The 22,287-nt window shown below is 40.6% G+C and carries 20 protein-coding genes and 1 pseudogene; 7 read left to right on the top strand and 14 right to left on the bottom strand.

The features are described from left to right. Window positions 1-93 precede the first annotated feature (93 nt). Window positions 94-1,569 (top strand): ketol-acid reductoisomerase, encoded by a 1,476-nt coding sequence (gene ilvC / locus ACZ1G6_RS00105; RefSeq protein ID WP_472617522.1) that lies wholly within the window; start codon window positions 94-96, stop codon window positions 1,567-1,569. Window positions 1,570-1,643: 74 nt separating this feature from the next. Here ilvC and ACZ1G6_RS00100 read toward each other — a convergent pair whose 3' ends face one another. From ACZ1G6_RS00100 to proB, 3 genes and pseudogenes are all read right to left on the bottom strand, one after another. Then, the gene (locus ACZ1G6_RS00100; RefSeq protein ID WP_472617521.1) at window positions 1,644-2,885 is read right to left on the bottom strand and encodes a multidrug effflux MFS transporter; all 1,242 of its coding nucleotides are present in this window, start codon (window positions 2,883-2,885) and stop codon (window positions 1,644-1,646) included. Window positions 2,886-2,998: 113 nt separating this feature from the next. Then, window positions 2,999-3,583 (bottom strand): annotated as a pseudogene (can, locus tag ACZ1G6_RS00095) (carbonate dehydratase). 30 nt (window positions 3,584-3,613) lie between these two features. Further along, on the bottom strand, window positions 3,614-4,738 hold the full coding sequence (gene proB / locus ACZ1G6_RS00090) for a glutamate 5-kinase (protein ID WP_472617520.1): 1,125 nt from the start codon (window positions 4,736-4,738) through the stop codon (window positions 3,614-3,616). A gap of 211 nt (window positions 4,739-4,949) precedes the next feature. Here proB and ACZ1G6_RS00085 point away from each other — a divergent pair, with 211 nt between their 5' ends. Genes ACZ1G6_RS00085 through ACZ1G6_RS00070 form a run of 4 tightly spaced genes read left to right on the top strand, consistent with a single transcriptional unit; the run spans window position 4,950 to window position 9,663 of the window. Then, window positions 4,950-7,430: a M1 family metallopeptidase gene (locus ACZ1G6_RS00085; protein ID WP_472617519.1), complete on the top strand. Its 2,481-nt coding sequence runs from the start codon at window positions 4,950-4,952 to the stop codon at window positions 7,428-7,430. Window positions 7,431-7,433: 3 nt separating this feature from the next. After that, window positions 7,434-7,949: a DUF6702 family protein gene (locus ACZ1G6_RS00080; RefSeq protein WP_472617518.1), complete on the top strand. Its 516-nt coding sequence runs from the start codon at window positions 7,434-7,436 to the stop codon at window positions 7,947-7,949. A 46-nt stretch (window positions 7,950-7,995) separates the two neighbouring features. Further along, window positions 7,996-8,313 carry a hypothetical protein gene (locus tag ACZ1G6_RS00075; protein ID WP_472617517.1) on the top strand — a complete coding sequence of 106 codons (318 nt, stop codon included), beginning with the start codon at window positions 7,996-7,998 and terminating at the stop codon, window positions 8,311-8,313. Window positions 8,314-8,361: 48 nt separating this feature from the next. Next, window positions 8,362-9,663: an ABC1 kinase family protein gene (locus tag ACZ1G6_RS00070; protein ID WP_472617516.1), complete on the top strand. Its 1,302-nt coding sequence runs from the start codon at window positions 8,362-8,364 to the stop codon at window positions 9,661-9,663. Between the two features lie 6 nt (window positions 9,664-9,669). Here ACZ1G6_RS00070 and ACZ1G6_RS00065 read toward each other — a convergent pair whose 3' ends face one another. Together ACZ1G6_RS00065 and ACZ1G6_RS00060 are read right to left on the bottom strand one after the other, a co-directional pair. Then, window positions 9,670-11,217: a methyl-accepting chemotaxis protein gene (locus ACZ1G6_RS00065; RefSeq protein WP_472617515.1), complete on the bottom strand. Its 1,548-nt coding sequence runs from the start codon at window positions 11,215-11,217 to the stop codon at window positions 9,670-9,672. Between the two features lie 144 nt (window positions 11,218-11,361). Beyond that, window positions 11,362-12,189, bottom strand: a complete 828-nt coding sequence (locus ACZ1G6_RS00060) for a mechanosensitive ion channel family protein (protein ID WP_472617514.1) — start codon at window positions 12,187-12,189, stop codon at window positions 11,362-11,364. A gap of 127 nt (window positions 12,190-12,316) precedes the next feature. On the opposite strand from ACZ1G6_RS00060, the gene pnuC reads away from it, so the two are divergent. Continuing rightward, window positions 12,317-12,943 (top strand): nicotinamide riboside transporter PnuC, encoded by a 627-nt coding sequence (gene pnuC / locus ACZ1G6_RS00055; RefSeq protein WP_472617513.1) that lies wholly within the window; start codon window positions 12,317-12,319, stop codon window positions 12,941-12,943. Further along, entirely contained in the window at window positions 12,940-13,467 is a 528-nt protein-coding gene (locus tag ACZ1G6_RS00050; RefSeq protein WP_472617512.1) for an AAA family ATPase, read from the top strand. The genes pnuC and ACZ1G6_RS00050 overlap by 4 nt, the downstream gene beginning before the upstream one ends. 104 nt (window positions 13,468-13,571) lie before the next feature. On the opposite strand, the gene ACZ1G6_RS00045 is transcribed toward ACZ1G6_RS00050, so the two are convergent. The 9 genes from ACZ1G6_RS00045 to tnpA all read right to left on the bottom strand — a co-directional run bounded on the left by ACZ1G6_RS00045 (window position 13,572) and on the right by tnpA (window position 22,207). Further along, entirely contained in the window at window positions 13,572-14,261 is a 690-nt protein-coding gene (locus ACZ1G6_RS00045) for a transposase (protein ID WP_472617511.1), read from the bottom strand. Between the two features lie 83 nt (window positions 14,262-14,344). Beyond that, window positions 14,345-15,142 (bottom strand): hypothetical protein, encoded by a 798-nt coding sequence (locus ACZ1G6_RS00040; protein ID WP_472617510.1) that lies wholly within the window; start codon window positions 15,140-15,142, stop codon window positions 14,345-14,347. A gap of 666 nt (window positions 15,143-15,808) precedes the next feature. Further along, window positions 15,809-17,101 carry a Fic family protein gene (locus tag ACZ1G6_RS00035; protein WP_472617509.1) on the bottom strand — a complete coding sequence of 431 codons (1,293 nt, stop codon included), beginning with the start codon at window positions 17,099-17,101 and terminating at the stop codon, window positions 15,809-15,811. 367 nt (window positions 17,102-17,468) lie between these two features. After that, window positions 17,469-17,939, bottom strand: a complete 471-nt coding sequence (locus ACZ1G6_RS00030; protein WP_472617508.1) for a hypothetical protein — start codon at window positions 17,937-17,939, stop codon at window positions 17,469-17,471. Next, entirely contained in the window at window positions 17,940-18,305 is a 366-nt protein-coding gene (locus ACZ1G6_RS00025) for a hypothetical protein (protein WP_472617507.1), read from the bottom strand. A 373-nt stretch (window positions 18,306-18,678) separates the two neighbouring features. Further along, entirely contained in the window at window positions 18,679-19,809 is a 1,131-nt protein-coding gene (locus ACZ1G6_RS00020) for a Fic family protein (protein ID WP_472619011.1), read from the bottom strand. 104 nt (window positions 19,810-19,913) lie between these two features. Beyond that, a complete protein-coding gene (gene tnpC / locus ACZ1G6_RS00015) occupies window positions 19,914-21,458 on the bottom strand; it encodes an IS66 family transposase (protein ID WP_472617506.1) in 1,545 nt (514 codons plus the stop codon). Window positions 21,459-21,545: 87 nt separating this feature from the next. Then, a complete protein-coding gene (gene tnpB, locus ACZ1G6_RS00010) occupies window positions 21,546-21,896 on the bottom strand; it encodes an IS66 family insertion sequence element accessory protein TnpB (protein WP_472617505.1) in 351 nt (116 codons plus the stop codon). Next, window positions 21,893-22,207 carry an IS66 family insertion sequence element accessory protein TnpA gene (tnpA, locus tag ACZ1G6_RS00005; RefSeq protein ID WP_472617504.1) on the bottom strand — a complete coding sequence of 105 codons (315 nt, stop codon included), beginning with the start codon at window positions 22,205-22,207 and terminating at the stop codon, window positions 21,893-21,895. The genes tnpB and tnpA overlap by 4 nt, the downstream gene beginning before the upstream one ends. Window positions 22,208-22,287 lie beyond the last annotated feature (80 nt).

The following is a 22,287-nucleotide window of genomic DNA, read 5'->3' as shown; positions in this document are numbered from 1 at the left end:
TGTATGCTTAAGTACAAGTCGAAAGACACAGTATTAATGACTAAGGATAGATACAATTTTTGTACTAAGACTTAGCAAGCATTCGGAACACACATGGCAAATTATTTTAACAGCTTAGCTTTTAGACATCAGCGTGACCAGTTAGGTCAATGCCGCTTTATGCAACGAGAAGAGTTTTCTCTAGGATGTGATTTTTTGAAAGGAAAGTCCATCGTGATTGTTGGATGTGGTGCTCAGGGTCTTAATCAAGGCTTGAATATGCGTGATTCTGGACTAGATATATCGTATGCACTTAGACAAGCCGCAATAGATGAAAAACGCGAGTCTTTTAAGCGAGCTTCTAGCAACGGCTTTAGTGTTGGAACTTATGATGAGCTCATTCCCAATGCTGACTTAGTCTATAATCTGACCCCTGATAAACAGCACTCTAGTGTGGTAGAAGCAGTAATGCCATTGATGAAAAAAGGCGCAAGCTTATCATACTCGCACGGTTTTAATATTGTTGAGGAAGGCCAGCAAATACGCAGTGATATTACGGTAGTAATGTGCGCACCTAAATGCCTAGGAACTGAAGTCCGCGAGGAATATAAACGCGGGTTCGGTGTGCCAACACTCATTGCCGTTCATCCTGAGAACGACCCTCAAGGCCAAGGCTTAGATATTGCCAAAGCATTAGCTAGTGCAACAGGTGGTGATAGAGCAGGCGTACTAGAAAGTAGCTTTGTAGCCGAAGTAAAATCAGACTTGATGGGCGAACAAACGATTTTATGCGGTATGCAACAAGCAGCTGCGATTCTAGCGTATGAAAAAATGGTGGCTGAGGGTATCGATGCTGCTTATGCAGGCGCGCTTATTCAATATGGATTAGAAGCGATTACCGAAGCGCTTAAAATTGGCGGTGTCACCAATATGATGGACAGGCTATCTAATCCAGCTAAAGTCATCGCTTATGAGCTTTCAGAAGAACTAACAAGCCTTATGCGTCCATTATTTGAAAAACATCAAGACGATATTTTATCAGGCGAGTTTTCAAACACAATGATGGAAGATTGGGCTAATGGTGATGCAAACTTACTTAAATGGCGTGAAGAGACCGGCCAAAGTGCCTTTGAAAATGCGCCCGAATACACCGGCACAATAAGTGATCAAGAGTTCTTTGATAAGGGTATATTGTTGGTCGCTATGATCAAATGCGGTGTCGAACTAGCCTTTGATGTCATGGTAGAGGCAGGCATTTTACCAGAGTCAGCCTATTACGAATCGCTACATGAAACCCCTTTAATTTCAAATACCATTGCACGCAAGCGTTTATATGAAATGAACGTTGTAATTTCAGACACCGCTGAATATGGAAACTATTTATTTGCAAACGCCGCTGTACCACTAATGAAACAAGACTTTATGTCAAAAATCTCCCTAGAACATATTGGTGGCGGCTTGAGCAATACAAGCAACGGGGTCGATAACACTCAGCTTGTTGCTATCAATAAAGCTATTCGAAGTCATGGTGTTGAAACCATTGGTGAAGTTTTACGCGGTTACATGAAAGATATGAAAGCCATTGTGTAAAACTTAAAACAGTTCTGTCGTTAGGTGCTTTTAAAGCTCCTTTTGCCCGGTCATTTTATGGCCGGGTTTTTTCTTTATGCTACGGGAACCACCGGCGTATGCTTTATGCCAAGAGAAACTGAAAAATAAGTCAATGCGCCAAATACTAAAAACCCCAATGCAATTGGCGTTAAACTATCCGCCAAAAACAAGTTAATAAACATTGCGATTGGCACCGCTAAAAAGCTAGTAAATGACCCAATAAACGATGCGCCCACTCCTGCGATATGTCCAACAGGGATCATCGCAAGTGAATTTAGGTTGCCAAACAACACTCCGATAAAGAAAAAGCCGATAAACATGGTGGTAACAAACAACCATAAAGGTGGAATACCATTATGAACAATGACAACTAGGCTCAATAGGACCCCAAACATTAGCGTCATCACCAGTGCTATTTTGACGAGTTTAATCATACCAAGACGCACTACCATAATGCCGTTAAATAACGATGCAGCACCAATTGCAAATGCCAAAACAGCAAAAAGAGCAGGGAAATAAGCACCAGTATCATAAATTGTTTGAAAGATGGTTTGGGATCCGCTTAAGTACGCCAAAAAAGCACCAAAAATAAAACCCATGCCAAAAGAAGGCCCCATTACAGAAGGTTGTTTGATTAACCAAGCGATGGAGTGAAAATAGTGTTTCATATTAAACCTTGTGCGATTTGGGCGCGTTAACGTTTCTTTTTGGCGAGCAAAAAACCAAATAGCACATACAATGGCCACGATTGAGAAAACAGTAAAAATATGACGCCACCCAAAATGGATCATAACAACCTGTCCAATAAGAGGCGCTATCATCGGTACAAGAATAAAAATAACCGTTGTAAAAGACATAACTCTTGCCATCGCATCACCCACATAAAGGTCTCGCACCAAAGCCATCGATGCAATACGTGGACCCGATACGCCAAATGCTTGTATTAAGCGACCGATGATCAGGACTTCCATTGAATTAGCAATATAGCAAACCCATGTTCCAAACAAGAAAATGATGAGACCGACCAGAATAGTCAGACGTCTGCCTCGCGCATCTGCAAAAGGGCCAAAGAAAATTTGTCCAAATGCCATACCGATAAAGAATATCGAAATGATCAAATAGGTCTGTTGTGGACTGCCGCTGTCAAGTTGACTACCAATAAGATCAAGTGCAGGCAACATAGCATCAATGCTCAATGCCACCAAGGACGTCAAGAATGCCATAAGCAGAATAAATTCTACTAGGGGCAATCTGGCCTGTGGAGGTGGATTTATACTAACTTGCGCCGTTTCCATCTTTGGGTATTTACCTTAGTTTTATACAGTGAGTGTTTAATTCTTAAACAGGCGCGCGAATTTAACACAACTCAGTGCCACAAGCTATTGAGCATTTAGCACTTTTTTTATTTCTAATCTCGTTCAAGCACTTTAATACGGCCGTTGTCTAAACTATAGATAAAGCTGTGGAGCTTCACATCCTGTCCGCGAGTCACTGCATCTTGAAATACACTGGTTTCTCGCACATTCTGTGCTTGCGCAAGAACATTCAATTCACATAAACGGTCAATTTTTTGCTGCTCATCAAGCTGTGCTAACTCATTGTGTGCAGACTTCGCAATATCTTTAATGTGAAGCAGCCAATTGTCAATTAGGCCTAGCCGCTGATTTTCTAATGCGGCTTGCACCCCCACAACCATAATGACCACAAACAATAATATGTTTCACTTTCAAAACATCTAGTGCATATTGCAATACTGACATGCAGTTAAAATCAGTGTGTATTACCATATTGGCTACATTACGATGAACAAAAATATCGCCTGTAGTAATAAATCAACTATTTGATTGGCAGGTACCCGCGAATCACTGCAACCAATCCATAAATAGACTGGACTTTGCTGTTGTGCTAAGCGTTTAAAAAACTCAGGGTTTTCTTCTTTTGTCGTATTGGCCCATCGCTCGTTGTTATCCAATAACTTTTGTATTTCTGGCATGGTGCGAATCCTTTTTTGTTATTGTTCTGTTTAAGCACTATCGCTGTCTGAAGACTCGATAAATAGCACCATGTTGTCTCGGTGAATTACTTCATTTTTTGAGTTTGTACCTAATAAGGCTTCAATCTCGCCAGTAGAATATCCTAAAATCTGCTTAAGCTGTGAATGCGAAAAGTTGCTAAGTCCTTTACCCATATAATCACCGTCAAAATACATCTCAATACACTCACCTGTATTGAAATTTCCAGTAACGTGAGTCACGCCTGCCGCCAACAATGAGGCGCCTTTATCAAACAAAGCGCTTTTCGCTCCTTGATCAATGTTTATACTGCCTTGGCTTTTACTTGTGTGAGTTAACCAGTCTTGCCTTGCACTTTTCTTGACGCTTTTAACAGCAAAATACGTCCCAACACATTCACCATTTACTAGCGCCTCAAAGCTTGTGGACTTTTTGCCATTTAGTAACAGGGTTTTGATGCCACTAGCGCAAGCTTTTTGTGCAGCTTGTAGTTTTGTGATCATGCCGCCTGTGCCTACTGAGCTGCTAGCGCCAGATGCTAAGTCTAAAATATCTTGATCAATAGCCTGGACATGATGAATCAAGGTTGCATCAGTATCTTCATTAGGGTTTGCGCTATACAAGCCATCAACATCGGTACAAATAATTAAACATGACGCCTGCACGGCAATAGCAGTGTGCGCGGCAAGATTATCGTTGTCGCCTACTTTGATTTCTTCGACCGCAACTGTATCGTTTTCGTTAACAATAGGGATGATATTGTTTGCTAGTAGCTGTTCTAGGGTATTTTTGATATTGACGAAACGTTTGCGTTGGGCCAAGTCTTCAACTGTTAACAATACCTGGGCACATTCGGTGTGAAGCAAGTTCGCCCAATTCGCCATCATTTTTGTCTGCCCTACCGCAGCCATTGCTTGTTTTTCGGCAATGGTCGCTTGTTGGCCTGTTTTGATACTGCCACGCGCCGCTGCCACACTGCCAGATGAAACAAGAATCACATCAATATCCTGTTGATGACACTGCTCTATAAATTGCGCTATGGCGGCTAAATATTGTTCACTGCACCCGCTTCCTTGGGGTGACACAAGAGCACTGCCTACTTTTATAACAAGTCTTTTTCCAATGCCTTTGAGCATAAATAGCCTAACAAACAATAAGTTTTATTTCATAAAAGCAAGCATAACCGCTTCAATTGATAACTCAACCACTAATGCAGTGTAATTGGAACATTCGTAGAGCTTGATACCAAGGTACTAATTAAATTCTTGCTGCTAGTCTAGGTTTACGCTCCCAAAAAGAGTACACTTTGTTGAAAACTATAATAAATAACGCTTTCTAGGACGTCTCATGCAATCTCAATCAAATGGACTTGGGTCTATCATTCGGCTCTACTTTGTATTCACACTTATTACTTTCAGTCAGCTAGTAGCGGCGCAAGCAATCGAACAAACCAAAGGCGATTTTAAAGACAAATTCCGCCAACTAGATGAAGTATTGCCTACTGCAAATGTCTATCGTACCGCCGGTGGTTTGCCGGGCCATCAATATTGGCAGCAAAAAGTCGACTATCTTATTGACGTGACACTTGATGAAGAAAATCGCAGGCTCAGCGCATCGCAACGTATCACTTATACTAACAATAGCCCAGATACTTTGCGCTATTTGTGGGTACAACTAGACCAAAATAAATTTAGATCCGATTCTATGTCTGCGCTTACGTCGACCTTTGGTGGCATTGGCGCTCGCGGTCCAGCGACACAGTCTGCCAGTGGAGATTCACCAGCAAAATTAAGTTTAGCTGCGCTTCGTCGTCAACATTACGTTGAAGATGTAGAACTTGGTTATGACATTCAAAAGGTAAGCGATACCAAAGGCAATTCACTTGAGCATGTCATTGTAGGCACACTTATGCGAATTGATTTACCAACACCTTTACAATCAGGCAAACGTACTACATTTGAAATAGACTTCGCATTTAACATTGTCGAAGAAAATGCCGTGTCTGCTCGCGCTGGCTATGAACACTTTCCTGACGATGAGCGTGAAGGTGGTAATGATATATTTTTATTGGCTCAATGGTTCCCACGTTTAGCGGCTTATACAGACTACGAAGCTTGGACAAATAAAGAATTTATTGGTAGGGGCGAATTTACGCTTGAGTTTGGAGACTATGAAGTCAACATAACGGTGCCTGCTGATCATATTGTGTCATCTACCGGTTATCTAGATAACCCCAAAGAAGTGCTTAGCTCGACGCAACGTAAACGCTTAAAAGAAGCTGAAAAGGCTCAACGTCCAGTATTTATTGTGACCGCAGATGAAGCCTTAGAAAATGAAAAACAAGCTAGTAATGACACCAAAACATGGACATTTGTTGCTAAGAATGTGCGTGATTTTGCTTGGGCAAGCTCTCGCAAATTTATGTGGGATGCCAAAGGTTATCATCAAGGTGGCGACGAACAAGAGCTAGTCATGGCAATGTCTTTTTACCCTAAAGAAGGCGGTGATTTATGGAAAAAATATTCTACCGAATCAGTGATTCATACAATGGAAGTCTATTCTCGCTTTTCATTTGACTATCCTTACCCTGTAGCACAATCGGTTAATGGTCCTGTTGGCGGTATGGAATATCCAATGATTACGTTTAATGGCCCACGCACCACCTTACAAGACGATGGCAGCCGAACCTATTCCTTGGCCGAAAAACGGTTTTTGATAGGCGTGGTTATTCACGAAGTCGGTCATATCTATTTTCCAATGATTGTGAATTCTGATGAACGTCAATGGACCTGGATGGATGAGGGCCTAAACAGCTTTCTAGACGGCGTCGCTGGCAGAGAGTGGGATCCCACTATTCCATGGGGCGTTGAACCAAGCGATATTACTGACTATATGGCATCAAATACTCAAGTGCCTATTATGACGCAATCTGATTCAGTGCTGCGACTTGGTCCAAATGCATATACTAAACCGGCCGCTGCCTTGAATATTCTGCGCGAGACTATAATGGGACGTGAACTGTTTGATTTTGCGTTCAAAGAGTATGCTCAAGCTTGGAAATATAAACGCCCCACACCAGCAGATTTTTTTCGTTCAATGGAAGAAGCGTCGGGCGTCGACTTAGATTGGTTTTTCAGAGGTTGGTTTTACACAACTGACCATGTCGATATATCGCTCGATTCAGTTTATAAACTGCGCTTAGATACAAAAAATCCTGACATTGATTTTGATCGCAAGCGTCAAGCCTATAACGACAAGCCCCTTTCAATTACACAAGAGCGTAACCAAGAAGAAGGAAAAACGTTGTGGGTTGATAAGAACCCTGATATCACTGATTTTTATGATGAAAATGATATATTCACAGTAACGAACAAAGACCGAAATACCTACCAGAGCTTTTTAGAGGAGCTTGAACCTTGGGAACGCGCTACCTTCGAACGCGCGGTCGCCGAAGATAAAAATTACTATGTATTGGAATTTTCAAATGTAGGAGGCTTGGTTATGCCGGTCATTTTTGAAATGACCTTTGAAGATGGCTCTACACAAATGATGCGTATCCCTGCAGAAATATGGCGTAGGTCACCAAAACAAGTACAAAAATTGATAGTGACTGACACAGATAAAGTGTTAGTAAGTGTAGAGCTTGACCCTAGATGGGAAACGGCCGATGTGGATATTCACAACAACCACTACCCGCGTAAAATAATTGAATCTCGAATAGAAGCTTACAAAAATACACGCAGCACATCAGGTGTAAGAAGAGATTTAATGCAGGAAATTAAAACACCTTTAAAATCTGACGAAGACACAGAAGAAGAGGCGCAATAAACAATGCAAGCGGTGATTCAAAAGTTGGCTTTTATAAGCGTTATTGCCTTTATGTTGGCAGGGCAATTGATGCTTTGTGTAAGCGCCCACCAACAAAAAATGGCTCTCACTCGTATTGAAATTAATCCAAGAACGCAAGTTCTTGAAATTATGCACCGATTTGAACTACATGATGCAGAACATGCCGTGAGTGAAATTTTTGATCAAAACGCAGATATAATTGGGAATGAAAAAACCCAAACAGCCTTTGCAGACTACGTTAGTGAGCGCTTTGGTCTTTTCCATGCAGATGATTCAGCACTTGCCCTTACGCTTGTTGGCTTTGAGATTGAAGGTAAACATTTTTGGGTGTATCAAGAAGCGCCTATTCCGCAAAGTTTCGAAGGCTTGCAAGTTGTGCATAATGCATTGCGTGATATTTGGTTTGCACAAACAAATACTGTTAACATCAAATTGTCAGATGAGGTGACATCGCTCACTTTTACTGACAATACTGAAGTACTCAATATTGAGTTTTGATATACGCCTTAATTAGGCCTTGGTTTGTGATAAAAAGGGCATCCTTATGGGTAAAAAGACCGCCAGAACTGAAAAACGCGAAGCAAAAAAAGAAGCAGCACTTGCTGAACAAGCACTTAGCGACAATGAGCAACAAAAAAAGGTAGAAGCTTTTAAAGATAGAGGAAACATTATGTGGCCTTTATTATCCGGCGCAATGGCAATTACCATTAGCTTATTGTTTTTGTTTCCTCAAGGTTTAGGTGGCGGATTAACGTCTATCTATAGTTTAATGTTGTGGTGGGGACTCTTCGGTATGTTTTTATTCCGCTATATTGGAAAAAAAGCGCTTTTGGCTTTTTTGGTGGCAGTGTATTTGGCATGATGTTTCATATATTCACACCCTTAATTGCCAGTATCTTGCTAGGTTAGCATGAAAAACAAACCTGTCCCCAGCTCTCGCTTATCACGATTAGCGACGCTGGGAAGCTTAGGAGCGTCTTTGACAGGTAATATTGTCAAAAACTCAATCAAAGCTGCTAGCACTGCTCGACTACCCAACACTCAAAACACACTACTACACGAAAACAACGCCACATCAATTGCCAAACATCTTGCGCATATGCGTGGTGCAGCAATGAAGATTGGTCAAATGCTGTCGATGGACGCAGGAGAAATTCTGCCAGCAAAATGGGAGCCTATTCTTGCGATTTTGCGCGAAAAAGCCAACCCTATGCCTCGTGAACAATTAGAACAAACATTGGAGGCTGCATGGGGTAAACAATGGCAAAGCCAATTCAGTATGTTTGATTATGACGCTATTGCTGCAGCGTCAATTGGACAAGTTCATAAGGCCACGTTGGTATCAGGAGAAGAACTTGCCATAAAAGTCCAGTACCCTGGGGTGGCTGAATCAATTGATAGTGATATTGATAATGTAGCCCGCTTGCTCAAAGTGAGCCGAATGATCCCAAAATCTTTAGACATTGATACCATACTGGAACAAGCCAAAGAGCAGCTTAAAGCCGAAGCCGATTACAATATTGAACGCGAGAATCTACTCAAATACCAAGACTTTATTTGTGGTGATGAGCGCTTTCTTGTGCCAAAAGTCTATGACGCGCTCTGCAGTAAACAAGTGCTATGTATGTCATTTGTTAACGGTGCATCAATGGCTGAACTAAGCTTTGAAAGTCCATCCACTAAACAAATCATCACCGAGCACTTATTTGATTTATTATTTAAAGAGATGTTTGATTTTGGCTTTATGCAAAGCGACCCAAATTTTGCAAACTACTTATACAAAGATGATACCAAGCAAGTAGTATTATTGGACTTTGGTGCTTGCCGACCACTGTCTCAAAGTGCAAAAGATGGTTATTTTGATATGGCATTTGGCATGCTTGAACAAGACAAGCAAAAAATGCAAAGTGCATTATTGCAATTAGGACTAATTTCATCAAACATGTCAAAAGAAATGCTTGGCACTATATTAGACGCGGCGAATTTAGCAAGTGAGTGCCTACAAACACAACCATATAATATTAAACAAGCAGGTCTGATTAAACGCATTCAAGCACGTACTCAAGGTTTAATCATTCAAAATGATGCATTACCCTCACCAGAATTTGATGTTGCACTGATTAACCGTAAAGTAACAGGAATGGTTTTACTCGCTAATAAGGTCGGTGCGCAAATTAATCTGCGCACCCTGCTAGAAAGCGTTAAGAAGTAGCTTCACTTATAACTTAAAAAATGCGATGCGTTCTAAGCATTCGGCAGATTCTAGTACTTGGCTATGTGCTTTTTCTTTGATACTACTTTGTGCATGAGTATTTTCCGACGCTCGATCTTTAATACTAGTTACACTGTGTGTAATGTGCTGGCATGTTGTAGTTTGCTCTTCGGCGCCTGATTTCACTTGGATGTTTAATTGGGCAACCTGATCAATCGAATCATTTATTTTAGTGTAAGCTTTTGCTGCGGACTCGGTAAGCTTAACAACATCGTTAGACTTTTCATTTGAATCATTAATGACCCCCACCACATCAGACGCGCCTGTTTGTACCATTGATACAATATCAGTAATACGCGCGGTTGATTCTTGTGTGCGCTGGGCAAGCTGACGGACTTCATCTGCGACAACCGCAAAGCCTCGGCCTTGCTCTCCGGCTCTAGCAGCTTCGATAGCAGCATTAAGTGCAAGTAAATTGGTTTGCTCTGCAATCCCTTGAATTACAGATACGATATCGGCAATACCTTTGCTGTCCTCATCAAGTTTACTTACCACATCCATCGCTTGGGTCAATTTGTCAGCCAAAGACTGCATCGAGGTTTTAGCTTCATTAATGATGCTAGTACCGTTACGAACTTGCTCTTCAGCTTCACTGCTGCTTTGCTGAGCGCTGATAGCATTTTCAGTGATTTGTATACTACTGGTCGTCATCTGCTCTATTGCAGCGGCTAAGCCATCGGTCTGGGCCTGCTGAGACAAAATTGAATTTTGAGAATCTTCAACTAAACCCTCTACTACACCACTTAAATCTGAAAGCGTATGCATTGATGATTGGACATGCTCAATACTATTTTTGATAGTTTGCATTGACGCTAACAGCTCGTTGCTCAACTTTGAAAGTTCATCGTCGCCGGCAACCTTTATATTAGTATTTAAATTACCTTCTTTAAGTTCCTTCACTATCGAACGTGCTGTTTCAATGCTCTGTATAATAGACCGTGAAAGCCAAACGCCCAAAGTTATGCAAAGCACTAACGACACAACCATTGTCACTATACTGGTAATTGTTATGGTAGCTCGTAAATCATCAACAATAACTTGCTCTTCTTTCAAAAGCTCCTGCGAAAGCGTAGATGCATGATTCGCATCCTTCATCATTTTTTCGGTAATTTGTGAAGATTTTTCACCACCATTTTTTTCTTCTTTCACCAAATTATCAAACGATTCGCCATAGCTATTGACCGCCTCTTCAATCTTTAACACTTTAGCAAGGTTTTGAGTACCCTTTAATAAAGCTTCAACAGAGCGTAATTGTTCGTACGATTCAGATAGTGATTGCTTAGCTTGTTCAACAAAGCGTTGGTTCTGCGTGATCATAAAATCAGCTTGAGCCAAGCGTGCTTGATATAACTGGGAGTCAGCTTTTAAAAGTCCTGAAAATATTGCATCTTGTTTTTCAAGCAGGTTAACGCTTGTGCTTGCAACGATACCCAAAAACAAAATAGTAGCGCCTAAACTTGATAAGGTAATTAACAGTCTAGTCTTGATCTTCATGCTTACTTCCTAATAACAATCATTGATGTGTTATCGGGAAATTATGACAAAACCTTTAGTTATTAAGTAATCGCATATGCAACTAAAAGGGTGAGGTTATTTTGATTCACAAACGAATCTGAAATCCGCTTGTGAATCAAATGTTTAGTCTTCTTTTACAAGAATGACTTTGCGATGTGGGAACGGTATTTCAATATTGGCTTCATCAAGTGCTTTTTTAATTAGCTCGGGTACAGAATAACGAATATCAAAATAGTGCTCACCTTGGCAAAATGGGCGCACAATAAAATCAACAGAACTATTGTTTAGTGTTTCGATTTCCACAAACGGTGCTGGGTCTTTTAATATATGAGGATGCTCAGCCAACACGGTATCAATAACTTTGCGTGCAGCATCAATATTTTCATCATAAGCAATACCAAATGTCATATCGACACCACGTATTCCATGATATGAGTGATTAATAATTTGTTGGCCCCAAATCTGACTGTTTGGAATGATGATTTGCTGATTATCAAACGTTTGAAGGATGGTAGTAAATAAATCAACCTCGGTAACTTTACCAAACTGACCTGCCGAATCGATAAAATCATCTACTTTGTAGGGGCGAAATATTAATAACATCACTCCAGCGGCTAAATTAGACATTGCGCCTTGCAAGGCCAAGCCAATAGCTAGTCCGGCTGCACCGATTAATGCAACAATTGATGTAGTTTCAACACCAAAACGATTCAGTACTGCAATAAATACAATCGCCAAAATGGCGTAACGTACAATACTGCCAAAGAATCTAAAAAGCGTATCATCGAGTTTGTCGTACTTTTTACCGATATTATGAACGGCCTTATAAGCTTTGCCGCTTATCCAAATACCAATAATTAAAATTAACATGGCCAATAAAACGTTTGTCGCCCAAGCTAAAGCCACCGGTAAATATTCGTTTATATCAAAATTTTGTAAAAACTCTGGCATGATCGCACTCCTTGTAGGTACAAATACACTATTTTGTATATTTTTTAATTACTATATACCTTAAGTTTTTGATAATAAATATAATTCGTTCATAATGAATATAATATCTTCCTGCCTTTAATAATTCATGACGCTTGAACAATTTATATCTGGTTTTTTAGGTGCAAGTCCTATCGAAATAGTCGCGGCTATTTCAGGGTTTATATGTGTGTTTCTTATTATCAAACGGAATATCTGGTGTTGGTTTTTTGGCCTTATCCAAGTCACCTTGTATGTGTGGGTGTTTTATCAAAGTAAGCTTTATTCCGATGCTGGTTTACACGTGGTTTATATCGGGCTACAAATTTATGGTTGGTATAATTGGACAAATAATCAAGACCACCAAAATAACAGCCTTGCTATCCAGCTAACGGCGACTAAAGATATTGCCATATGGCTAGGAGTCGCTATTACCGGCACACTAGTTTTGGGCTACATGATGGCTAGGTATACAGATGCTGCTTATGCTTACCCTGATGCATTTACTACCGCTACCAGTTTGGTGGCGCAGTGGTTGTTGGCCCGCAGGCATTTGTTTAATTGGCTGTTTTGGATAATTGTCAACGTGGTTGCTATTGTTATCTATTTTCAAAAAGGTCTTTATCCCACATCAATACTGTACTGCACATTTTTAGTGATGTGCTTTTTTGGTCAGTACACTTGGTACAAAGAATATCGTGCACAAGACAACCGTGAGGCAAAGCTAGCACAATGAGCCAACAGCAAGTCAAAAAGATCGTTTTCATGGGCGCGCCTTCAACGGGCAAAACAACTATATTAAAAGAAGCTGCGGCTTTTTATCGTACCAACTACGTACTTGAATATGGTCGAGAATATTGGGAAAAAAATCAAATTGACCGTCTACTCACGCAAGAACAATTACTACATATTGCTCAAACCCAAATCAAACAAGAAGACGAAGCCATTAAGGACAGTAAGCAATATTTATTTGTTGATACAAACGCATTAACAACATGGCATTTTGCCCAAGACTACTATGGATGCGCTCACCCTGAACTAGACAAGCTTGCCGACCAAAGCAAAGAGCGCTTCGACATTGTTTTTTTATGTGGCGATGAAATCCCATTTGAAGATACATGGGAGCGTTCGGGCGATGTTAAACGACACGAATTTCAAGCCTTTATCACTGCACAGCTAAAGAATCGCAAAATTCCATTTGTCACATTAGTTGGCAGTGTAGAAGAGCGTCTAAAGACCATTATCGCCACGCTTGAGTAATCAAAATCAAGGGCAAACAACGTTAACATCGCATGTTGTTTTACCAGCGCCATCAGTTACATAAAAAAGGAAAAAAAGGGGTCTAAAAAAGGGGTCAGAGTCACTTATTGCTTGCAAGGTCTACCCATCTTCCCAGTTTTTAATTTCTGACCAATCATTATTTCGACTTTATTTTTGAACTCACCGTTTCCCAGTACTAATTCTTTGTTAGCACTCAAACTTATCTCATTTATCAAAGACTGGGGGAGTCCACCTTTAAACAAAGCCCTGTATGCATGCATTCGTTTTATAAATGTGTCGCCTAGTTGCAAATAGATTTCGTGAGGCGTGCAGAGCTTTGACATGAAACCCAAGGCATTGTGATGATAGCTTGACCATTTATACTCTTTAGGCTCTTTCACCATTTTAGCGCGAACAGGGTTTAGTTCGATGTAGCGGTAAACGTTCAATAAATAGCTTGATGTACAAACTAAAGACGACTTGAATCGACCTTCCCAGAGCGTACCTGTCTGTTTGTAAGTGTCGTTAAAGTACCTCACATATTGCCTGCCTAATGATTGCATCATTTGACTCACGCCTAAGTTGCTCGCTCTAGGTGTACACAACAAATGTACGTGGTTAGTCATAAAAACCCAAGCATGCAGTGCCACATTATATTTTTCGCTATACTGTTTTAACCAGCTTGCGTAAACAATGAAGTCTTGTTCACATCTAAAACAAATTTTACGATTGTTGCCACGTTGAACAACATGCTGAGTAACATCTTTAGGCCCTATCCTTCTGCGCCTTGCCATATTCATTCCTTTGATAAATCATTACCAAGTAAATACTAAAGCTTAGCGCCAACATTTCAAGCCTGTACCAAGCAAAACCAGACTCAAGGATTATGTAACACTGACCCCCTTTTTAGTCCCAACATTTTTTCAATTTCTTTGTTGCGCGCTTCTGCCTCAGTTGTGCAACCATTATTGTACCTTTGAGTCAGCTCTTTTTTCTGAGGAACCCGATATAAATTTCTCTCTAAAACTTCACTCATATAACAGTAATATGGCTTCGTATCTTTCGCAATTTGAAAGACTTGTTCGATTATCGGATCGGTAGACTCGGTGTTATCAAAATAACCTAGATTTACAAGATATTTAATAACCATTGCCGAAAGATAGAATTCATGCTTCTGTTCTAGTTCTTCAGCTTGTGTAAGTAGTTCTGCAACCGTTTTGCGCTTTTTTATATCATCTGATAAACCTTCATAGGGGTAAGATATGAGCATAAGCGCGGTAAACAACTTGCTCATTGACTTTTCTTTTACATTTTTCATCCCCACTTTCTGTAGAATCGTTATACCAAAAAATCTCTCTTGCTCTGACGATGGATCTAAACTACTTATCATGCCGATGTTAATTAAACTTGACTCATTGCCGAGTAATGCTGCTTTTCCCCAGTAATATCTGGCCATCTTAATATCATCTATTTTCAGTGCACAATTCCCAAGAATTTTATAATTGCTAAGATTTTCTTCAACCGAAAGTAAGGTCTCATTAATATATTGACTCGCAAGTTCACAGCGCTGATCACTTGGAATATGGGGTTTTGCTAAACTAAAAGTTGACTCTTTTCCTTTACTTTCAGCCACGCCAAAGGCACATAAAAAAATTAAGTACAAAATACGTTTCAATGGATAATCTCCTAATTATTTAATAAATCAAGGGGGTCTGGTTTCTTAATCGGCGGATCTGGTATTAGATCTTTAGGGTCTATGTAGCCACCCTTTGGTATATCACCTTTTGCGCGGCAATAAGTTACTACACAAATGTAATTCGCTGTAACTTCTTTCCCACCTATTATTAAGGGCACAACCACTGGATGAGTTCCATTTGACGTTGGACCCCAATCTTGCCATGCATTAACTCTTTCTGTGCACTCCTTGTATAGAGTATTTCTTGCGCAAGAACTTCGCCACGCGTGGTCTGCTTGATTTGGCAAGCTTTCATCATCGATTCGGCACTGAATTGCCTCAAGCTTAGCGTATTTATTGGACAGTTAGTAAGTATTATCTCTTATACAATAACTAACTACTCACCGACAAAATGGCTCACTTAATGAAGTAGAAACACTTCTTGATATTTATTTTCAATTTCTTTTATCTCTGCCTCAGTTAGTGCAGAGAACTCCTTAGTTTTGGCTCTCTTCGATAATTGCCCATTACTCTGTCGTAAAAAATTTAGTAGTAAACTTAAGCTTTTCTGAGGCATATCAAACCGATTATTTACATAGTTCCAAATCTCATCGTATCGTTCGAGATAAAGAACTTCCCCAAGGAGAACCGTGTCTACTGTATCTTTTACACACTCAAATAAAAACTCCACTTATAGCGCGTCATATCACCATATCGATACAGGTCAGCCGTTTCGTTTGTTACATGAACATTATTGTCTTGAGTTGGTCGCCATTCAATATACTGTAAACGCGGCTTTGTAAACTGCTCTAATACGGCTTTGTACTCTTTTATGTTTTCTAGAATTACTGCTGAAACAGGAAAGATTACGCCTTTAGGCGTGAAGCCGCTCTCGGCTAAAACATGATGAATTAAGTAGCGATGAATTCTTCCATTACCATCTTCTAACGGATGAATAATTACAAACGAAAAGGCAATGATTGCAGCAGCTAAAACAGGATGAAACCCTGAGCCTTTCATTCGTTCATAGGCATTTAGAAAGGCATCTAATAATTCTTCTAAGTCTTCTGGCTTTGCTGATATGTGCTCAGGTATAGGTAGGTTCGTCACACGATCATGCTCACCAACAAAACCGCCAAAGCAACGAATTCCCGTCAGAATAAATCGACTATCAGGAATGACTACTTCTTGTAATCGCTCTATCTCTTCTACTGTCAGTGCTTGCATACCAGCTTGACCGATAATTTTACCCCATCGTTCTATACGATTATGAGGCGGTGCTTCTCCTTCAATGGTATATGAAGCCTTGGAGTCTGAAAGCAGTAAAAAAGCTGCTGCTCTTACAAGTAAATCGCTATGAACAGCCCCGATATTCTTAGCCGCTTTTTCGTCTAAGTTTTCTCCAATATACTGAACTAGCGTCTTTGTTTTCTTAATTAAAGGACAAAACCCTTTAACACCCGGTAAGTTGTTATTTATTCGTTGGCGTGAAACCTTGGTTTTGGTGCAGCCAAATTGAAGCTTTTCATTTAGCGCGTCAACATAATTACCAGCAGTAACATCCTCAATGGGTAGTACTCGCTCAGTAAGCCATTCATAGAAAAACCAAATTCTGCGGCTATACGCGCCTGTTATTTCATTTTCAACTGAAGCAGTAATATCTTTGATTACCAAAGCGCCAAATAAACTTTTCATAATAGCTAAGTCAACGCCTTCGTATTTCAACGCAAATGTTAATTGTGCAAACCAGTGAGCTTCAGGCTGATAACGGCTTCCCCATATTAACCACCTACCTTTGCTTCGTTTAGCGTTTATAGCCGGGACAATGGCGCATATAGCGTTAGGGGCAGGAACGCTTAGTTGGAATTCATTTATAAGCCAAGCATATCCAACCAGCTCGGCCTCAGACTCTGGATAGACTTCTTCATCAAAAAACTTTGCGCGTTTAGCTAATACCATACTACCAACCTAAAAATGACGATTTACCATGAAAAACGATTATCGCACATGATAAACGATTATATAAAGCATCACGCCATGAATAATGATTACAGACTATATTATGACTGAAAACTTAAATCAATTACGTTAAAAATAATTACGAGGCGTGAAATATGGTTATTTTTGATGATTCGGTGTGGATTATGGTTATTTTTAGGTGAGTACCATTGTCACTTATTACGAATTCAAATTATAAAAAGGGTAATGCAAATGCATTGTTTTTGGCCAAGCTAGACTTGAGAACTAAGTGACATTGCCAAGTAGGTCGGTTTTGGTAACGAGCGTTACTTCCATCTCTGACTCACTTTTAACTAACTCTACTCAATCAAATCGCTGGCTGTTCTATTTTGCACGTGACTTTCGCCCCATTTTCGAAAACGGCTTCCAAATGAGTTTCATCGAGCAACGACATCTCTGTCTCAGTCACAATCGTTTTATCCGCAAGACTATCAATTGTATTTTTATCAAAAAAACCAATTGGGTCCTCGATCTCTACGACTTTAAATGATGTCAAAGACGACTCATAATTATTACCTATCACTACATACTGATGAGTAGAAATATAATACAAGGTTGACGTTTGCTCTAGCTGGTCCTTAACTCCCAATTTACCCTCTTGAACAAAGTAATCATCGTACATCTCGAATAAATAATTTTCACTTATTGTAAATGTTTCTCCCAATATATAAGAGTCAACGCATCTCCATTTATTGGCTTTTATAACTTCATTGCCAGTAGCAAAAGAATGTTGGGTTAATGCGCCTAATAAAACTATAAGTACCAACTTATATAGCATCTATACTTTTTCCTTGGTTGTCTCTGTATTGTCTATCGTCGTATTAATGTGATCTTCGGTGCTCTGAGAGAGAGCACCGACGCCATTTCCTATAAGATTTTCCGCGACAAACTTTAATACTTTTACTTTTTTAGAAGAACTACTTCCATTCGAGAAGCCTTCGGCAATACCATTTACAGTATTCCCAGCAGCATCAGATCCGGCCATTGCAGCCATATCTGCTATTGGGGCATCACCGCCGACGATATCCACTATCATCTCAGCTCCACTAACTGCTCTTCCCACTGGACCACCAACCAATTTTAAGCCCTCTATCCCCCCTTCTACCTCCGCTGCTAGTTCCTGATTGTATCGTTCTTTAGTCATGCTGCCACTCTCAAGGTCTTTGACTCTTTGGTCTAAACGTTGCCCGAGTCTAGTGGGGGCACTTCCGTCAGGATCAACAAATTTATAAGGGTTATTGTTAGCATAAGCATACCGATTGAATCCTTGAACGTTTCCTTGTCTTACGAACGTAGCCGATGGTGGTGTGGCGCTGTCATTTAGCTTGGTGAGTACTTTTGCAACTAACTTATCGCCCTAATAAATATAGTCTGATAATTGTTTCTCAATAAGACAGTGTTAAGCTAGGCAATGGTCACTAAGCCATCGTTCCGGGACAAACGCCGATAACATGGTAAATACTTCTTCAAGGAACCTGCTCCTTGATTCCTTGTGATTCTTAGTGATTCGTCGAAGCTTATATCTGAATATTAACATGGTAGCGAGTGCTTCGACCTCCGCCATCAAGTTGTACTATACAATTTTTATTTAAAAGATCGGTTAGATCTCTCGTTGCAGTAGCTTTACTTACGCCCGCTATACCTTTGTATTTTGATGCATTAATACCCTCGATAAACGCATCACCCAAATTATCTAACAAACGATTTAACACTTTAATTTGGCGTTCACTAAGAACCGTTTGCGCGTGGGAGTACCAAAATTGTGATTTTGCTAATACTCGTTTAATTCGATATTGTCCCTGCAATAATGCTTGCTTTAAAACTTCACAGAACCAAATGATCCAATCGGTAATGTCTAGCTGATTTTGCTGTTGTGAAACGGACTTTAAATTTTGTGTTGCTTCTAACATATCGTAGTAACTAATTTTATTCTGTTCAATGGCGGCACTCAATGAATAAAAACGTACTGAGGTCTGCTCATCCACAGCAAGCAATCTATCAGTGATCGCTCTAGCTATCCGTCCGTTGCCGTCGTCAAAAGGGTGAAGCGTTAAAAACCATAAGTGTGATATTGCCGCTTTAACGACAAAATGCTCTCGGTGATTTTCATTAAACCAAGATAAAAACTCGTTTATTTCATCAGCAAGTGTTTGTTTAGGAGGCGCTTCAAAATGCACTTTAGTAAATCGGCCTCGTTGAGAAACGACCTGCATTGGTGATTCACCTCTCAACTTACCTGTAATTACTGGTTTTAATGCGTATTCATTAGTAAACAACATAGATTGCCACTTAAGTAATGTATCTAGAGAAAGTGGTTCCGATAAATTCGAGGTCGCTTGCATTAACATATCAACTAAGTTGTCGGTTTGTTTAGTGCCCGAAATCAATCCTGCTTGGTTTAGTCCTAAATGTTTGGCTACCGATGAGCGTACAGAGCTTACATCAAGTTGTTCGCCTTCGATCTCTGAGGTTTTTATTGCATTTTGAATTAACGCATTAAGCTGTGCTTCAGAATCTAGTCCTTCAGGCGTTGATAATATTTGTTCTTTTAAGTTTGAGTGCAGCAGGTCTAACTCTTTGAGTAAAGTCATTACGTGGTCGTGCTGATAACAGAAAGAAGGCCAGTTTTTTAATTCCCAAATATACACAGTGAACACAAATGAGCCGATTAGAATTGATTAATCAAATCATTTTTTGAGCCGAATAACAAGTTTTATTCGGCTCAAATTGTGAACTATAAGGTAACCGTCGCCTAAAGACCGTCACCTAACTTCACATTCCAAGGCAGTAATTGCTCGATGTTAGGCTCAGGTTGCGTAAAGGCTTCGAGTAAATGGGTGATATAATCGTAAGGCACAAGCCCATTGGCTTTTGCGCTCTCTACCATTGAATAAAGTATCGCACTGGCCTTAGCACCCTTTGCAGTTTGTGAGAACAGCCATGCCTTCCTGCCATTCACGAAGGGTTTTATTGAGCGCTCTGCGCGATTATTGTCTATGCTGAGCCGTCCATCTAATGTATAACGTTCAAGCTTTTCCCATTGATTTAGACAGTATTGAATGGCATCACTTAGGTCGGTTAGCCCTAACACTTGGCTTTTGGATTGAATGAGCCACGTTTTAAATTCATCAAGCAATGGCAGGCTTTGCTCTTGGCGAATGCGGTAACGCTCATCGATAGTTTTATCTTTAATGAGGGTTTCTACTCGATATAGCTTTTTAATGTGGTTAATGGCCCAATTGATTTTGCCACTTTTGTTCTTGCCCATGGCTTTTTGCGCATCAGTGAACTTGCGCCTAGCATGTGCCCAGCAGCCAACAATGGTCGCTTGTGTTTTATGATAGCTAGGGTAGCCGTCGGCATGCATGTAACCATTGTAACCGTCTAAGTAGTCCACTATCACTTGGCCGCCTCGGCCACTGTTATAATCAAACAGCACGATATTGGGAATATCGCTGTCCACTATTCTACCGGCAGGCGAATCTGCCCCGCAGCCATATAACCACATGTAGGATTTTGCCTTATTGTCGCCCACGACTTTCACGGTAGTGTCATCACTAAAGATGACCGGTTGCTCCAGTAATATTTGCCGCATCATGTCGTATAAGATTTCGAAGATATTGCCACTTTTTATCATCCACTTTGACATGGTTTGCCGACACAGCTCAATGCCGTATTGCGCAAACATGCTCTCTAACCGATAAAGCGGCAAGCCATATTGATATTTGCTGGTAATGATTTGGGATATTAAGCTAGGCGTGGCGTAGCCCTTGGGAATAATGCTTGGCGGCACAGGGGTTTGTTTAATACGATTGTGAGTCCCTTGCTGCTCGCAGGCTTTGCAAGCATATTTCGGTCTCACATTCACAATCACTTTTATTTGGGCGGGGATAAACTCAATCTTCTCGTTCGTGTCTTCGCCAATTTGATGCAGCGGATGCTCACAGCAGTCGCAGAACTTATCTTCATCGGCGATATCATGGATAACGCGCTCACGAGGAATATCATCGGCTATCTTCTCAGCCCGCTTTTTACGGCGAGTGTAAGTGATAGTTTCGCTAGCATCGGCCTCAGCTTTGTCTGCTTGCTCAACAATCTCTTCCGCTTCGTTAAATAGCTCACCTTGCCCACCGAATGTATCACTGCTTTTGCCAAAGCGTTTTTGCTGGGCTAAGCGAAACATCTCGGTTAAACGCTGGTTCTTCGCGTTTAATGCTTGGTTTTGCTCGCGCAACTTAAGCACCATCTCTTGCAAGGCGGCAACGTCAGTCGGCAGTGTGCTCTGGGCTTTTTTCATGCCCTATATTTTACCTCAATGCTCTCCTAAATAGCTGATTTTATGTAGATTAAATCGTGATCAATAAGTTGTTTTTATGATCATACGTTATAAGCCCATGGACGTGTAATGAAGCGTGCTGTGCCCAATAACATCATAGCCACCTAACAGCCAAGTGAGCTGTTGTTCGCTTAATCTGAGGTGACTCATGTCGCTTAATTTAGGCCACTTAAATCGATTTTTTTGCAGCACTTTATACCACATGGCAAAGCCCGTTTTATCCCAATAGACGATTTTGAGTTTGTCTTGTTTTTTATTGCAAAAGATAAACATTGCATCGTCAAATGGAGACAACTCAAGCTCACATTCGATGATCACTAACAGGCCGTTGATGCTTTTGCGGAAATCCACGAAACGGGTGTGCAGATAAATATCGTTAGGCTCGACAAACATCTTCATGAGGCAAGGCCTTTAATGACATCCGTTAACCACTCTGGCTCTGGCGAATGCAGCACGTTAATCACCACACCTTGATAGTGCAGACTTAGTTGCGGCGAGAGTGCAGTCAACTCTGTCTTATCTTTACTCACTTTTACCCATGCCTTAGGATTGGGTTTGGGCCACGGCTTTAAGATGTCGCTTTTTCTGGCGTAAAACGTTTGCAGATGGATTTTATGCTTGGCGCAATATTCAGGTGCTGTTAAGCCACTGGCCTTTTGGGCTTCTAACGTAGCTTTCCATTCTTCTTTGGTTCGGCGTTTTCTGGGCATAGTGTCCTCGATGAGTTATCAAAGAGAACATTATGCGATGCTAAATCACTTGGCAGTAGACGGGGGTTGGGCTACGGTTA

The sequence above is a fragment of the Glaciecola sp. HA4-3 genome, from assembly GCF_055693685.1.
Note: the sequence above shows the minus strand (reverse complement) of the source record. Positions and strands in the feature narration are given on the sequence as shown.